Below are 14,736 nucleotides of genomic sequence, written 5' to 3' on the forward strand. Positions count from 1 at the left end.
GACAACGTGCCGCTATTTTACGCTATGCAGGCGGTTCATGGCTTTAGCCCAGTCGCCGGAAAGCGCGAGGGGCAGCGTGGCCAGACACTCGTCCAGCGAGCGCTCGATGGCTTCTTGTTCGGCCTTGCCCGGGCGGCCCAGCACGTAATTGACCACCTGCTTCGCTTCGCCCGGGTGGCCAATCCCAATGCGCAGGCGGTGAAACTGCTTCTGGTTGCCCAGGGCGCTGATGATATCGCGCAGCCCGTTGTGGCCGCCGTGTCCGCCGCCGGTTTTATAACGTGACTGCCCCGGGGGAAGGTCGAGTTCGTCGTGGGCGACCAGCAGGTTCTCCGGGGTCAATTTGAAGAATTGGGTAAGCGCGGCGACCGCCGCACCGCTACGGTTCATGAACGTGGTGGGGTTGAGCAAATGCAGCTCATGGTCACCCACACGGGCTTTGGCGTAGAGCCCTAAAAACTTTTTTTCAGGACGCAATTCGGTGTGGGCGCTGCGTGCAATGGCGTCGACGAGCCAAAAGCCCGCGTTGTGTCGGGTGGCGTCGTATTCAGCCCCTGGGTTGCCCAGTCCTATAATGGCCGTTATCTGGCTCATTTTCCCACCTCCAACGGTTCTGGAAGATATGACGACGTGTGACGGAGCTGCCTTGGCAGGCGGCTGCCTGAGGCTATCGAGCCTCATGCCGCAAAAAAAAAATCAAGCGCCGAAGCGCTTGATTTTAACATCCCTGGGCCATGCGAGCGTGGCCCAGGCAGCGCTGGCTGGCAGCACTTTTAACCAGGCTTACTCGGCGCTGTCTTCTGCGTCGCCTTCACCTTCGCCTTCTTCTTCGTCATCGCCGCGTACTTTCACTTTGGTGATGCTCAGAATGGCGTTGTCGTGCTCTTCACCATGGGACAGGTCAACGGAGGTGACGCCGGCCGGCAGGGTCAGGTCAGACAGGTGCAGAGTCGTGCCCAGCTCGACCTTGCTGATGTCCACTTCCAGGAAGTCCGGAAGATCTTTCGGCAAGCAGCTAATGGCCACTTCGTTGGCCAGTACGTGCAGTTCGCCGCCTTGGTCTTTGATGCCGACACACTTCTCTTCGTTCACCACGTGCAGCGGCACGTTAATGGTGATTTCGTGAGTAGCGTCAACACGCAGGAAGTCAGCGTGGGTCAGCAGCGGCTTGAACGGGTGACGCTGCAGGTCACGAACGACCACTTGCTCTTCTTTACCGTCGATCACCAGCTTGATGACAGAGGAGAAGAAGGATTCGTCTTCGATCGCTTTGTAGAACGCCGTTTTTTCTACGGAGATCGACTGAGCGCCTTTCTCACCGCCGTATACAACGGCCGGTACTTGTTGGTTCGCACGACGCAGGCGGCGGCTCGCACCTTTCCCCAGGTCGTTACGAACGCTGGCTTGCAGGATAAAATCAGACATGGAATTTGCCTCTTGGTTTAAGTAAGGAAACGCCGCCGCCCGCGACCAGACGACGACGTTTCCAGGGCCCCAAGTGGGGGCTCATAACGTCAGGCGTTAGTGAAACATCGCGCTGACGGATTCTTCGTTGCTGACGCGGCGAATGGCTTCCGCAATCAGGCCAGCAACGCTCAACTGGCGAATTTTTCCGCTGCGACGCGCGTGGTCGGCGAGCGGAATGGTGTCGGTCACGACAACCTCGTCCAGTACAGAGTTGGTAATGTTGTCGACCGCAGGGCCGGACAAGATCGGATGCGTGGCGTACGCGACAACGCGCGCAGCGCCGTGGTCTTTCAGGGCTTCACCGGCTTTACACAGCGTGCCGGCGGTGTCGATCATGTCATCGACGACCACGCAGGTGCGGCCTTCGATTTCACCAATGATGTGCATCACCTGGGCTTGGTTAGCCTGGGGGCGACGCTTGTCGATGATCGCCAGATCGGCGTTGAGCTGCTTGGCAATGGCACGGGCGCGTACCACGCCGCCAACGTCAGGAGAGACGACCACGAGATCGTCGTAGTTCTGACGCTCAATGTCGTCCAGCAGGATCGGTGAGCCGTATACGTTATCGACCGGAACGTCGAAGAAACCTTGGATTTGGTCAGCGTGCAGGTCCATGGTCATAACGCGGTCGACGCCTGCTTTCACCATCATGTCCGCCACGACTTTGGCGGAGATGGGAACACGGGCGGAGCGTACACGACGGTCCTGGCGGGCATAGCCAAAATAGGGAACCACTGCCGTAATACGGGTCGCTGAGGCGCGACGCAGAGCGTCGACCATCAGGATCAGTTCCATCAGGTTGTCGTTCGTCGGGGCACAGGTGGATTGCAGGATGAAGACATCCTTACCACGCACGTTCTCATTGATCTCGACCGCGATTTCGCCGTCGCTAAATTGACCCACCGTGGCGTTACCCATCCGGCTGTCTAAGCTCTCGGCAATCTTTTGAGCGAGTTCGGGATTGGCGTTCCCGGTGAAAACCATCAATTTTGACACGCGCAGCCACCTTTGCAGTGTTGGGGATCAGGGGAGAAAACGCAGATCAACATTAGCGTTGGCTGGGGTACCAGGATTCGAACCTGGGAATGCCGATACCAAAAACCGGTGCCTTACCACTTGGCGATACCCCAGCAATAACCTAATGCGATGACCGGGCGCTTTCAGCAGCCCAGAGCATCTTGTAGGGGAGAGGTGTTGAGTCCGCGCGCTACCCACGCTTGCCAGCGCCGATTAGCCAATTCAGCCACCGTTTGCGCTGCCTCTTTCGACTCGAAAGCGGCAAACAAACAGGCGCCTGTGCCCGTCAGTCGACTAGGTGCATGCTGCGCGAGCCAGTCAAGTGCTTCCGCGATGTGCGGGTAGCGTTTTTTGACGGTCGCCTCGCAGTCATTACGCCACTCGGCTACTCCCCCCTGCAGTGCGCGCGCCATAGTAATGGGGAGGCTGTCGCGTGTCAATTCCGAGTCTTGGAAGATCGCCGGGGTCGAGACGCTAATGCCGGGGTGAATGACCACGAACCATGGGGTGTCGAGAGTCACGGGCGTCAACTTTTCGCCGACGCCTTCTGCCCAGGCGCTGCGGCCCCGAACGAAAACCGGCACGTCGGCACCCAGCGCCAAACCGAGCTCGGCCAGGTGCGTATCGCCCAGTCCAAGCTGCCAGAGCCGGTCGAGCCCTTTGAGTGCGGTGGCGGCGTTGGAGCTGCCCCCACCCAAGCCGCCGCCCATTGGTAGGCGCTTCTCGATGGAAATCGTCGCGCCTAAGTGGGTGCCGCTGGCCTGCTGCAGTAAGGTGGCTGCCCGTACGATCAGGTTGTCATCGTGGGCCACTCCCGCTATCGGTGTGGTCAGTTCGATGATGCCATCTTGGCGCAGCGTGAAACTCAGGTAGTCGCATAGGTCGATGAATTGAAACAGCGTCTGCAGTTCGTGGTAGCCATCTGGGCGGCGCCCTACGATGTGCAGCATACGGTTCAGCTTGGCGGGAGCGGGTAGGGTAAGCGTTTGGGGTGTTGCGGACATGCCGTCTCTCTACTGCTAAGCGTATGAAAAGGGCTGGCGCTAGGCCAGCCCGAGAAGACTACTGTGACGCCTGCCACTGATTGACGACCAGGGTAATACGCACGTCGCCATAGTTCATCACTAGACGGCGCGGCAGCCACATGCCTTCTGCCTGCTCCCAGTCGCGGTAATCGATCTCCCAGCCATCCTGCTGCAAGAAGCTCGGAAAACCCAGCTCGTCGGTTTCTAGCTGGTAGCTGGCGTGATCGCCGGGCAGGCCGCGCACCCAGTCGGGCATGGCGCGCACCGGCAGCGACCAGCCAAGCTGCTCTTCCATCAAGGCTTCTGGCGTTTCGGCTTCGAAACGGCCTTCGCTGGTGGTCAGCGAGAAGCGGCCTTCACGGCCTTCCAGTACGCTACGGCCACCGCCGAAGGGACCGCTGATCAGCATGCGGAAATAGTAGGGTGTTTGGTTCCAGTCCAGGTTGGCGCTGGTGTTCTCCTGGGGGGTACGCAGTCCCGCTTTACCTACCAGGGTCCAGGTGTCGAACGCTTCGACCTCGGCCTGCTGGCGTTCCCATTGCCCTGCTTGGCGGCCGCTCTCATCGACCGGCGATTGGCTGGCACAGCCTGCCAGGGTGGCGATGGCCAGAGCCGCTACCCATAAGCGTGCAGCGCGGTAGCAAGAGGGCGTGCTAGAGGGGGCGCGGTGCAAAAAAGAGGTCAACATAACTGGCTCCATGTCATTGCTATTTACAAAGGTGGCTGTCGATTAAGAGAGCGCGCGGGCGCTAGTGCGCCCGCCAAGCGTAAGCCTTAGGGCGCGCGTACGGGCCTAAGTTCAGGATGGCGTTCTAGCAAATCATCGATTTGCGGGTGATACGCCGCGCGCTGAAGAATTCGCTCGATGAGCTCTCGCGCTTCATCGCTACGTCCCAGCGAGTGCAGAACCTCGGCGAGGTGCGCGGCAATTTCTTGGTCGGGCATTTGGGCGTAGGCACTCTCCAGCCACGCGAGTGCGTCATTGGGCTGGCCAAGTCGGAAGTATACCCACCCCATACTATCGAGTACTGCGGGGTTATTAGGGTCGGCCTCGTAGGCGCGCTCGATCAGGTCGCGGGCCTCCTCTAGCCTGCCAGCAATATTGAGATCGGCCAGAGTGTAGCCCAGCGCGTTCAGCGCATCGGCATTGTTGGGCTCGGTGCGCAGGATCTGACGTAAATCCTGCTCCATGCCGGCCAAATCACCTCTCTCCCAGGCGCGCATGGCACGCATGTAAAGAAGGCTGGTGTCATCCGGCGTGCGGGTGAGTTCACGATTCAGTAACGCCGTGGCGTCCTCTTGACGTGAGAGCTCGTCGAGCAGCTGTACTTCTAGCCGTACCAAGTCGCCAAAGTAAGCATCGTGGCGCATACGCTCGATGCGCAGAAAGGCGCGGGCGTCCAGCAGGCGGTCGTCGTCGATCAGCATGTTGGCCGCTGCGGCTCTGGCGGGAAGAAACTCGTTGCCCTCCTGCACTTGTCGATAGTAAAGAAGGGCATTGTCGACTTCATCTTGAGACTGCGCAATGGCACCCATCAGGAAGTAGACGAGGTTTGGGACGTTCTCTTGACCAATCAATGGTTGCAGCAGCCGATAGGCGGGCTCGCTGTGTCCCTCTTCTAAATAAAGCTGTGCGAGAGCAATACGTAGTTCCTGGTTGCCGCCATGACTATCGAGAAGCGCGTTGGTTTGCTCCTCGGCGGCGGTAATGTTGTTGAGCCGGATTTCTGCCTGAGCCAGCATGAGGATGAATCGCACGTCGTCCGGGGCAAGGTTCAAGCCCTGCTGGGCGGCTCGCTGTGCGCCACGGTGGTCGCCGGTTTCAAGTGCTAGACGGGCTTTGGCAAGCCATAGCGCGGATGACTCGGGGGCTTGTTGCTCCACCTCGTTCAAGTAGCGCTGCGCCGTTTGCGTTTCTCCTAGGGCGGCTTCGATCAAGGCGGTACCTAGCAGCACATCGCTATGAAACTCGCGCTGGGCGGCGTCGGGCTCGCCGAGGTAGCGTCGTAACTGCTGGGCTAGCAGGCGTAGCGGTGCCTCTTCCGCTACAGCGATTTCGGCAAAGGTGGCGATCTCACCGTTACCGCCAGCCCTGGCGATGGCGAGTCGTTGCTCAAGGCTGTCGAGCCAATCGCCACGCTGAAGCGACAGCGACGCTAACAGGCGGTTGGGCGTCTCTGCTTGTGGATCGAGCTCACGCCAGCGAAGCGCGGCGCTTTCCATCAACGCCGCGTCGTTACCAAACCGAGCAGCAAACGTGGCGCGTTCGGCAAGCCCCGGCGAGGTATAGCGCTGCGCGGCGTCGAGATAGCCTTGCCCAGCATAGCGGTAGTCGCCTCGCTGCCCGGCCAGCTCGGCGGCCAGCAGGGTGCTCAAGCCTGCGGCATCCAAGCCGCGTGTGATGGGGGGCGCCGATGCCATGGGATCATCGACACGAGATGGCGCGTCGTTACCCAGCAGCGAGGGCGAGAGCTGACAGCCGCTCAACATCAGCATGGCGGCCAGGGGGTACAGTGGAAAACCCGAAAACGAAAGGGGAATACCCAGAAGTGTTGCGCGATGGGGCATGCGTATCTCGATCAAGTGGCCGAGTGTTCAGCATAGCGGCTTGGCTGCCTGCGGCAAAGTGGTGTGCGCCAGAAGATGCTCGGCTGTGATAGAATGACTCTCCTTGAAAAAGAGCCGAGTCAGCGCAATTCACTTACAAAGCTGCTCTCTTAGACTTGTATCAGCAAGCCAAGAAACAATGACCGACAGTGACGTGACGACCGATCCACTAGCGAAGACGCATAACCCATGACGCTTCTTGCCCTGGGAATCAATCATCGTACTGCTACCGTCGCGGTGCGCGAGCAGGTGGCTTTTACGCCAACGCAGCTAGAAAGCGCGCTGGCCGAGCTGCGCAGCCTGCCTCACATCAGCGAAGCAGCGGTACTTTCGACGTGTAATCGCACGGAGCTTTACTGTGTGACGGATGCCGCCGGTGAGCAAACCGTATTGGACTGGCTGGGCCGTTTTCATAATTTGCGTGTGGAAGAGCTTACCCGCTGTGCCTACCACTACCACGATAACGATGCCGCGCGTCACTTGATGCGCGTGGCCGTTGGGCTGGACTCCATGGTGTTGGGCGAGCCACAGATTCTGGGTCAGTTGAAAGAGGCTTACCAGCAGGCGCGCCAGGCCAAGGGGCTGGGTGGCGAGCTGGAGCGGCTTTTTCAGCACACCTTTGCCGTGGCCAAACAGGTACGCACCGAAACCGGAATCGGCAAGAACCCGGTGTCGGTGGCCTATGCCGCCGTTAGCATGGCCAGCCGCATTTTCGATGATTTCAGTCGCGCCAATGCGCTATTGATAGGTGCGGGGGAGACCATCGAACTAGTGGCTCGCCACCTGCACGAGGCGGGGGTACGTCAGCTCACCGTTGCCAACCGTACCCGTGAACGTGCCGAACGGGTCTCCTCTTCGCTCGGAGGCACGGCGATTACCCTGCCGGAAATTCCCGACGCCTTGGAGCGTGCCGATATCGTCATCTCGTCCACCGCCTCGCCGCTGCCGATTCTGGGTAAGGGCATGGTCGAGCGGGCGCTGAAGAAGCGCCGCCATCGCCCGGTCTTCATGGTAGACATCGCCGTGCCCCGGGATATCGAGCCGGAAGTGGGGGAGCTGGCGGACGTGTTCCTGTATACCGTCGATGACCTGGAAGAGGTGATCGAGGAGAACCGGCGTCATCGCCAGGTTGCGGCCGACCAAGCCGAGTCGCTGATCGAACACGGCGTGGGGAGCTGGCAGCAGGAGCGGCGGGTACGCAATGGGGGCGAAGTGATTCGCGATTTTCGGCGTCACGGTGAATCGCTGCGCGACCAAGCCCGCGACCAGGCGTTGGAGCGTCTGGCCAAAGGCGAAGACCCCGCCAAAGTGGTCGAGCGTTTGGCGCACCAGCTCGCTAACCGGTTCATGCATCAGCCGACGCTGACCATTCGCGAAGCGGCTGCCCAGGAAAACCACGATTTGCTCAGCGCCGCGCCGCGCCTGCTGCTACCACCGAAGCCCGCCTTCGAGCAGCCTGCGCCCTCGGCAAAACGCCAGAAGGATGATACGCCCGCATGAAAGAGACTTTGCGCCAACGTTTAGACAGCTTTTCCGACCGGTTCGAAGAGCTGGCCATGCTGCTGTCGGATCCTGAGGTGATCAACAATCAACAGCGCTTTCGCGACTACTCCCGTGAGTACGCCGAACTCGAAGAGCTGGTCGCCGCGTGGAAGCGTTATCTCGACGTGGAACAGAGCATTGCCGACGCCGAGCAGCTCAGCCGCGACAGCGACCCCGACATGCGCGAGCTGGCCGAGATGGAGATCATCGAAGGCCGCGAGCAGTTGGAAACGCTCGACGTGGAGCTCAAGCGCCTGCTGATCCCGAAAGATCCCGACGATGGGCGCGGCGTCTTTTTGGAAGTGCGTGCAGGTACTGGCGGGGACGAAGCCGCTATTTTTGCGGGCGATCTGTTTCGCATGTACTCCCGCTATGCGGAAAAGCGTGGCTGGCGTGTCGAAGTCGTCAGTGCCAGCCACGGCGAGCAGGGCGGTTATAAAGAAGTCATCTCCCGGGTGAAGGGTGAAGGCGTCTACGCGCGGCTCAAGTTCGAGTCGGGCGCTCACCGGGTGCAGCGCGTACCGGCAACCGAATCGCAGGGGCGTATCCACACGTCAGCGTGCACCGTCGCGGTGATGCCCGAGGTGGACGAGGTGGGGGATATCGATATCAATCCGGCCGATTTGCGGGTTGATACCTACCGCTCCAGCGGTGCCGGTGGTCAGCACGTCAATACCACCGACTCCGCGATCCGTATTACCCACCTGCCCACCGGCGTGGTGGTGGAGTGCCAGGAAGAGCGTAGCCAGCACAAGAACCGTGCCAAAGCGATGTCGCTGCTGGCCGCCAAGCTCAAACGCAACGCCGTGGATTCACAGCGCCAGGAGCAGGCCGATGCTCGCCGCTCGTTGGTAGGGTCGGGGGATCGCAGCGAGCGAATCCGGACGTACAACTTCCCCCAAGGGCGCATTACCGACCACCGGATCAACCTGACGCTCTACAAGCTGACCGAAGTAGTGAGCGGCGAGCAATTGGACGACGTCATCGAGCCTCTGATTCACGAGTACCAAGCAGAACAGCTCTCGGCGCTGCAGGACGCTTGATGACGTTCGACGCCCTTCTGAAGAGCGCTGCCCAGCGGTTGCAGCGCGCCGGTTCGCCATCGCCACGGATCGATGCTGAGGTGTTGATGGCATTCGCTGCAAGCCGCAGCCGCACGTGGCTATACACTTGGGGCGATAGCGAATGCCCCACCTGGGAGCATGCTCGCTTTGACGCCTTGGTCGCCGCGCGTGCTCAGGGACAGCCGGTGGCTTACTTGACCGGAGAGCGCGAGTTTTGGGGCCTGCCGCTAGCCACCTCGCCCTCTACGCTGATCCCCCGTCCCGATACCGAAACGCTAGTGGACGTCGTGCTGGCGCGTGCCAAAGCGCCCAGCGGCAGGCTGCTCGATTTGGGGACGGGCACCGGGGCTATCGCGCTGGCCTTTGCCAGTGAGCGGCCGATGTGGCAAGTCATTGGGGTCGATGTTCGGCCGGAGGCAGTGTCGCTTGCCACTCACAATGCTCAGACACTGCACATCGCTAACGCAACTTTTTTGCTGAGCGACTGGTTTGCTTCGCTGGGAGTGCCGCCTGACGGCGATGCATTCGATATCATCGTGAGTAACCCGCCTTACATCGCCGCCGACGACCCGCATTTGTCCGAGGGTGACGTGCGCTTCGAGCCCCGTTCGGCGCTGGTGGCCGAGGGGGATGGCATGGCGGACTTGATGCATCTGATCATCGCTGCCCAAGCGTTTCTTTCTCCCAGCGGCTGGCTGGCGCTAGAGCACGGTTACCAGCAGGCTGCCTGCGTTCGCCAAGCATTGATGCAGGCGGGCTATCAAAACGTTGAAAGCGTACAAGACATCGGCGGCCATGAACGGGTTACCCTGGGGCATCTCGAATAACTGCCTGATTCATCAGTATTGGATCCTGCCATGAAACCAAAAAATAGAACGCTGGACCGTATCGACCTGAAGATTCTGCGCTGTCTGCAGGAAAACGCACGTATCTCCTATGTAGACCTTGCTTCGGAAGTTGGGTTATCCACAACCCCTTGTTTGGAGCGTGTCAAACGCCTGGAGCGAGCGGGCATCATCCGCGGCTACCAAGCCATTCTCGATCCCCGGGCGCTCAAGGCGAATTTGCTGGTGTTCGTCGAAATTAGTCTGGAAACCCAATCGCCGACGGTGTTCGACGAGTTCCGCCGAGCGGTCGAGAAGCTGCCGCAGATTCAGGAGTGTCACTTGGTCTCTGGGCAGTTCGACTATATTTTGAAGTGCCGCATTCCCGAAATGGCCGCGTATCGTCAGCTATTGGGCGATGTAGTGCTGACCCTTCCCGGCGTGAAAGAGTCGAAAAGCTACGTGGTGATGGAAGAGGTAAAGGAGAGCTTTAGCCTGCACATCCCCGATATCGAGGAGTTTGAGGATAAGTAACGCGATGATGGACGATCAGGCGCTGCTGCGCTATAGCCGCCAAATCATGCTGCCCGAGGTCGATATTGGCGGCCAGGAGCGCCTGAGTGCTGCTCATGCCCTGATCATTGGTGCCGGCGGGCTCGGCTCGCCGGTAGCGCTCTATCTGGCGGCGGCGGGCGTTGGCAGGATCACCATCGTCGATGCGGATCAGGTGGAGTTGACAAATTTACAGCGTCAAATTGCCCACCAGCAAGCCAGTCTGGGGGTCAACAAAGCGCGCTCAGCGAAGGAGCGTATGCAGGCGCTCAACCCGGAGTGCCATGTCGTGGCGATCGAGCAACATGCCGAAGGCGAGGCGCTCATGGACTTGGTGGCCTCGGCCGACGTAGTGCTGGACTGCACCGATCGATTCTCCAGTCGCTATGCCATCAATGCCGCCTCTCAGCGGGCGGGCGTGCCGCTGATTTCCGGTGCAGCGATTCGCTTTTCGGGCCAGTTGGCGGTGTTTGATCCCCGTGATGATGCCTGCCCCTGCTATGCCTGCCTCTACCCGCCAGGCGATAGTGACGACGAAACGTTGAGCTGTGCGGAGAGCGGGGTCATGGCCCCGCTGGTGGGGCTGATCGGCTGTTTCCAGGCGGTCGAAGCGTTCAAACTGATCAGTGGCGCGGGCAGGTCACATCAGGGCTTGTCCACCTTCGATGGCTTGAGCGGCCAGTGGCGCCATTTCCAAGTGCCGAGAGATCCTGCCTGCCCAGTGTGTAGCGCCCGCGCATAAAAGAACGCCCGCAGGGAGGCGGGCGTGACGTCACGGTCTTCACGTCAAAGGAACGAACTCAGTAGGGCGGTACGGCCGCCCTCTTAGCCAGTCATTCGCTTAATGACGAATCAGGTAGTCGAAGGCACCCAAGGACGCTTTGGCGCCTTCACCCATGGCAATGATGATCTGCTTGTAAGGCACAGTGGTCACATCGCCTGCGGCGAACACGCCGGGCACCGAGGTCATGCCGTGGGCATCGACGATGATCTCGCCACGCGGGGACATTTCGATGGGCGAGCCTTTCAACCACTCGGTGTTGGGCACCAAGCCGATTTGTACGAAAATGCCTTCCAGTGCGATGCTCTTCACTTCATCGGTATTGCGGTCTTTGTAAGTCAGGCCGTTGACACGGCTGCCGTCGCCAGTGACCTCGGTGGTCTGAGCGTTCAGCACGATGTCGACGTTGGGCAGGCTCTTCAGCTTCTTCTGCAAGACGGCATCGGCGCGCATTTCGCCCATGAACTCCACCAGCGTCACGTGACCGACGATGCCGGCCAGGTCGATCGCGGCTTCGACGCCCGAGTTACCGCCCCCGATGACCGCCACTCGCTTTCCTTTGAACAGCGGGCCGTCACAGTGGGGGCAGTAGGCAACGCCTTTGTTGCGGTACTCCTGTTCGCCAGGCACGTTCATTTCGCGCCAGCGGGCGCCGGTCGCCAGTACCAGGGTCTTGCTCTTCAGCTTCGCGCCAGATTCGAAGGTGACCTCGTGCAGGCCGCCATCGGCCTCCGCTGCTTTGAACGATGTAGCGCGCTGCAGATTCATGACGTCGACGTCGTACTCTTTGACGTGCTCTTCGAGCGCGCTGACCAGCTTGGGACCTTCGGTATGGGTGACGGAGATGAAGTTCTCGATGCCCATGGTATCGGCGACTTGACCGCCGAAGCGCTCAGCGGCAACGCCGGTGTTGATGCCTTTACGGGCGGAGTAGATCGCTGCCGACGCACCTGCTGGGCCGCCGCCGATGACGAGCGTATCGAACGCAGCTTTTTCGCTCAGCTTCTTCGCTTCGCGTTCTGCAGCGCCGGTATCGACCTTGGCGAGAATCTGTTCGAGGGTCATGCGTCCCTGGTCAAACGGCTTGCCGTTCAAGTAGATGCTGGGCACGGACATGATTTCGCGCGATTCGACTTCATCCTGGAACAGCGCACCGTCGATGGCGACGTGGCGCACCTTCGGATTAAAGATTGCCATCAGGTTCAGTGCCTGGACCACATCTGGGCAGTTCTGGCAGGAGAGCGAGTAGTAGGTCTCGAACAGCATTTCGCCGTCGAGATCCTTGATTTGGTCCAGCAGCGCTTGAGAGGTCTTCGGTGGGTGGCCACCCACTTGCAACAGCGCCAGTACCAGCGAAGTGAACTCGTGGCCCATGGGGATGCCAGCAAAGACCACGCCGGTCTCTTCTCCGGGGCGGTTGATGGCAAACGACGGGGTACGGCTGTCTTGCCCGTCGGTGTGCAGAGTAATCTTATCGGTGAGGCTGCTGATATCTTCCAGCAGACCCAGTAATTCACGTGACTTGGCACCGTCATCGAGGGACGCAACGATCTCGAACGGTTGAGTCACTTTTTCCAGGTAAGCTTTCAACTGATTTTTTAAATTGGCGTCCAGCATGACAGTGGCTTCCTCGCAGTCAGCAGTAAGTCGTTCTCGACCTAAAACGCTCGCTGCCGAGTCAGTCGGGCAGCCAATGGCGCTAGGGAAAACAGGGATGCGGTGATACGGGTGCTTAAACGGAACACCCGGGCCAAGTGCCCGGGTGTCATGCTGCCGGTAGGGCAGCGGTAGGCGAGTTAGATTTTGCCTACGAGATCCAGAGACGGGGCAAGTGTCTCTTCGCCTTCTTTCCATTTGGCCGGGCACACTTCGTTCGGGTTTTCACGAACGTATTGAGCTGCCTTCACTTTACGCAGCAGCTCTTCGGCGTTACGGCCAATGTTGCCAGCGTTGATTTCGACGATCTGGATTTTGCCATCGGGGTCAACGACGAAGGTGCCGCGCTCAGCCAGACCCGCTTCTTCGATGAGTACTTCGAAGTTGCGAGAAATTTGCAGGGTCGGGTCAGCGATCATCGGGTACTGAAGCTTGCCGATGGTTTCAGAGCTGTCGTGCCATGCTTTGTGGGTAAAGTGGGTGTCGGTAGATACGCTGTAGATTTCGACGCCCAGCTTCTTGAAGGCTTCGTAGTTGTCGGCCAGATCGCCAAGCTCGGTCGGGCAGACGAAGGTGAAGTCAGCCGGATAGAAGAAGAAAATGGACCACTGACCTTTCAGGTCCGCTTCAGTAACATCGATAAATTCGCCGTTCAGGTAGGCGGTGGCTTTAAACGGTTTTACTTCAGTGTTGATCAAAGACATTTAGAACGTCTCCATAAAGGGTGAATGGCAGTAAAAAAAGTTGTTGCTAATGGTAGCGGGCTACGACTAATAGCTAAAATTGGAAAAATGAATCTTTCCAATAGAAGTGGGCTATTGAACGATTTGGCTACCCTTCGCGACACTTGTTGTGGGGGCAGTGGGCGCTTAATACAAGAATTTTTCGGTGGCTCTTGCGGTAGGCGGCACTGCACCGCAAAATTCGCACGGTTGCGAGAATCGCCTAAGCTGTTTTCAACTGCGTTGAGTCGGCGTACAGCGCCTTCATTCAAAGAGCAGTCGGTTGCCGACCGTGGGCTGTGGTGACGTGAATTTTACATTTTAGGAGCAGGTAGATGGGGAACATCCAAAAACTTTCAGCGGCCGTTACGGCCATCTCTTTTGCCGTAGCGGCTGCCGCTGCCCACGCTGAGGAAGTGCGGGTATATAACTGGTCTGACTATATCGCCCCGGAAACGCTGGAGAAGTTCACCGAGCGTACCGGTATCGAAGTGACGTACGATGTGTACGACAGTAACGAAATTCTCGACGCAGCGCTCTTGTCGGGCCGTTCTGGCTACGACGTGGTGGTGCCGTCAACGTACTACTTTACCCGCCAACTCAAAGCGGGCGTTTTCCAGCCGCTGAACCATGAGCTGCTGCCGAACCTGGACAACCTCGACCCGGAGCTGATGGCCAATCTCGAAACCATCGACCCAGACAGCGAATACTCCGTTCCTTACATGTGGGGCACCAACGGCATCGGTTATAACGTCGAGCGAGTGACCGACATTCTCGGTGACGACGCTCCGTTGGATAGCTGGGCACTGCTGTTCGATCCAGAGATTACCACTAAGCTGAGCGAAGCGGGCTGTGGCCTATCGATGATGGATTCGGGCGATGAAATGCTATCGCCTGCCATGGTGTACCTTGGCTTGGATCCGCTGAACGAGACCGTCGAAGATATCGAAGCGGCTGGTGAGCTGATTGCCAACGTTCGCGACAACATCACTTACTTCCACTCCTCGCGCTACGTCTCTGACCTCGCTAATGGCGACATTTGTGTGGCGGCGGGTTACTCCGGCGATATCTTCCAGGCCGCTGCGCGTGCCGAAGAGGCGGGTCGTGATTTCACCATTGGCTATAGCATCCCGAAAGAGGGCGCTGCGCTTTGGTTCGACATGATGGCGGTGCCGGCCGATGCGCCGAATCCTGAGAATGCCCACGCGTTCATCAATTTCATTCTCGACCCGGAAATCGCTGCCGAGATCAGCGAGTACGTGCGTTACGCCAACCCCAACTTGGCTGCTAACGAGTATCTCTCTGATGAGCTGATCAACGACCCGGCCATTTACCCTGAGACCGACGTAATGAAGAACCTTTACGTCCAAGTCGAAAAACCCCAGGAGCTGCTGCGTGCTCGAACGCGCACCTGGAACCGCGTCAAATCTGGACGTTAATGCCAATCATCGTCTGACGGCGAGCCGGGCAGCTGCCCGG

The 14,736-nt window shown here is 59.3% G+C and carries 14 protein-coding genes and 1 tRNA gene; 6 read left to right on the forward strand and 9 right to left on the reverse strand.

The window, feature by feature from the left end; all coding sequences use genetic code 11:
• Positions 1-12 precede the first annotated feature (12 nt).
• From pth to GYM47_RS05945, 7 genes are all read right to left on the reverse strand, one after another.
• Positions 13-594 carry an aminoacyl-tRNA hydrolase gene (pth, locus tag GYM47_RS05915; RefSeq protein ID WP_153842399.1) on the reverse strand — a complete coding sequence of 194 codons (582 nt, stop codon included), beginning with the start codon at positions 592-594 and terminating at the stop codon, positions 13-15.
• Between the two features lie 189 nt (positions 595-783).
• The gene (locus GYM47_RS05920; RefSeq protein ID WP_139525546.1) at positions 784-1,425 is read right to left on the reverse strand and encodes a 50S ribosomal protein L25/general stress protein Ctc; all 642 of its coding nucleotides are present in this window, start codon (positions 1,423-1,425) and stop codon (positions 784-786) included.
• Between the two features lie 96 nt (positions 1,426-1,521).
• On the reverse strand, positions 1,522-2,463 hold the full coding sequence (locus GYM47_RS05925; protein WP_026001771.1) for a ribose-phosphate pyrophosphokinase: 942 nt from the start codon (positions 2,461-2,463) through the stop codon (positions 1,522-1,524).
• A 59-nt stretch (positions 2,464-2,522) separates the two neighbouring features.
• Positions 2,523-2,597: transfer RNA gene (locus tag GYM47_RS05930), tRNA-Gln, on the reverse strand.
• Positions 2,598-2,627: 30 nt separating this feature from the next.
• Positions 2,628-3,488 carry a 4-(cytidine 5'-diphospho)-2-C-methyl-D-erythritol kinase gene (gene ispE, locus GYM47_RS05935; RefSeq protein ID WP_153842400.1) on the reverse strand — a complete coding sequence of 287 codons (861 nt, stop codon included), beginning with the start codon at positions 3,486-3,488 and terminating at the stop codon, positions 2,628-2,630.
• Positions 3,489-3,546: 58 nt separating this feature from the next.
• The gene (gene lolB / locus GYM47_RS05940; protein WP_153842401.1) at positions 3,547-4,197 is read right to left on the reverse strand and encodes a lipoprotein insertase outer membrane protein LolB; all 651 of its coding nucleotides are present in this window, start codon (positions 4,195-4,197) and stop codon (positions 3,547-3,549) included.
• 86 nt (positions 4,198-4,283) lie between these two features.
• A complete protein-coding gene (locus GYM47_RS05945; protein WP_153842402.1) occupies positions 4,284-6,077 on the reverse strand; it encodes a tetratricopeptide repeat protein in 1,794 nt (597 codons plus the stop codon).
• Between the two features lie 228 nt (positions 6,078-6,305).
• Here GYM47_RS05945 and hemA point away from each other — a divergent pair, with 228 nt between their 5' ends.
• Genes hemA through GYM47_RS05970 form a run of 5 tightly spaced genes read left to right on the forward strand, consistent with a single transcriptional unit; the run spans position 6,306 to position 10,840 of the window.
• The gene (hemA, locus tag GYM47_RS05950; RefSeq protein WP_153842403.1) at positions 6,306-7,616 is read left to right on the forward strand and encodes a glutamyl-tRNA reductase; all 1,311 of its coding nucleotides are present in this window, start codon (positions 6,306-6,308) and stop codon (positions 7,614-7,616) included.
• On the forward strand, positions 7,613-8,701 hold the full coding sequence (gene prfA, locus GYM47_RS05955; RefSeq protein WP_153842404.1) for a peptide chain release factor 1: 1,089 nt from the start codon (positions 7,613-7,615) through the stop codon (positions 8,699-8,701). Before hemA ends, prfA begins: the two co-directional genes overlap by 4 nt.
• Positions 8,701-9,549, forward strand: a complete 849-nt coding sequence (prmC, locus tag GYM47_RS05960) for a peptide chain release factor N(5)-glutamine methyltransferase (RefSeq protein WP_153842405.1) — start codon at positions 8,701-8,703, stop codon at positions 9,547-9,549. The genes prfA and prmC overlap by 1 nt, the downstream gene beginning before the upstream one ends.
• Before the next feature lie 30 nt (positions 9,550-9,579).
• The gene (locus tag GYM47_RS05965; protein ID WP_139525553.1) at positions 9,580-10,080 is read left to right on the forward strand and encodes an Lrp/AsnC ligand binding domain-containing protein; all 501 of its coding nucleotides are present in this window, start codon (positions 9,580-9,582) and stop codon (positions 10,078-10,080) included.
• Between the two features lie 4 nt (positions 10,081-10,084).
• Positions 10,085-10,840 carry a HesA/MoeB/ThiF family protein gene (locus GYM47_RS05970; protein WP_153842406.1) on the forward strand — a complete coding sequence of 252 codons (756 nt, stop codon included), beginning with the start codon at positions 10,085-10,087 and terminating at the stop codon, positions 10,838-10,840.
• A gap of 99 nt (positions 10,841-10,939) precedes the next feature.
• On the opposite strand, the gene ahpF is transcribed toward GYM47_RS05970, so the two are convergent.
• Both ahpF and ahpC read right to left on the reverse strand, forming a co-directional pair.
• The gene (gene ahpF / locus GYM47_RS05975) at positions 10,940-12,496 is read right to left on the reverse strand and encodes an alkyl hydroperoxide reductase subunit F (RefSeq protein WP_139525555.1); all 1,557 of its coding nucleotides are present in this window, start codon (positions 12,494-12,496) and stop codon (positions 10,940-10,942) included.
• Positions 12,497-12,675: 179 nt separating this feature from the next.
• On the reverse strand, positions 12,676-13,239 hold the full coding sequence (gene ahpC, locus GYM47_RS05980) for an alkyl hydroperoxide reductase subunit C (RefSeq protein ID WP_139525556.1): 564 nt from the start codon (positions 13,237-13,239) through the stop codon (positions 12,676-12,678).
• Positions 13,240-13,592: 353 nt separating this feature from the next.
• On the opposite strand from ahpC, the gene GYM47_RS05985 reads away from it, so the two are divergent.
• Positions 13,593-14,696, forward strand: coding sequence for a polyamine ABC transporter substrate-binding protein (locus tag GYM47_RS05985; protein WP_153842407.1), 1,104 nt, complete (start codon positions 13,593-13,595; stop codon positions 14,694-14,696).
• The last annotated feature ends 40 nt before the right edge of the window (positions 14,697-14,736 follow it).

Origin of the sequence: Vreelandella piezotolerans (genome assembly GCF_012427705.1) — a bacterium.
Taxonomy (GTDB): domain Bacteria; phylum Pseudomonadota; class Gammaproteobacteria; order Pseudomonadales; family Halomonadaceae; genus Vreelandella; species Vreelandella piezotolerans.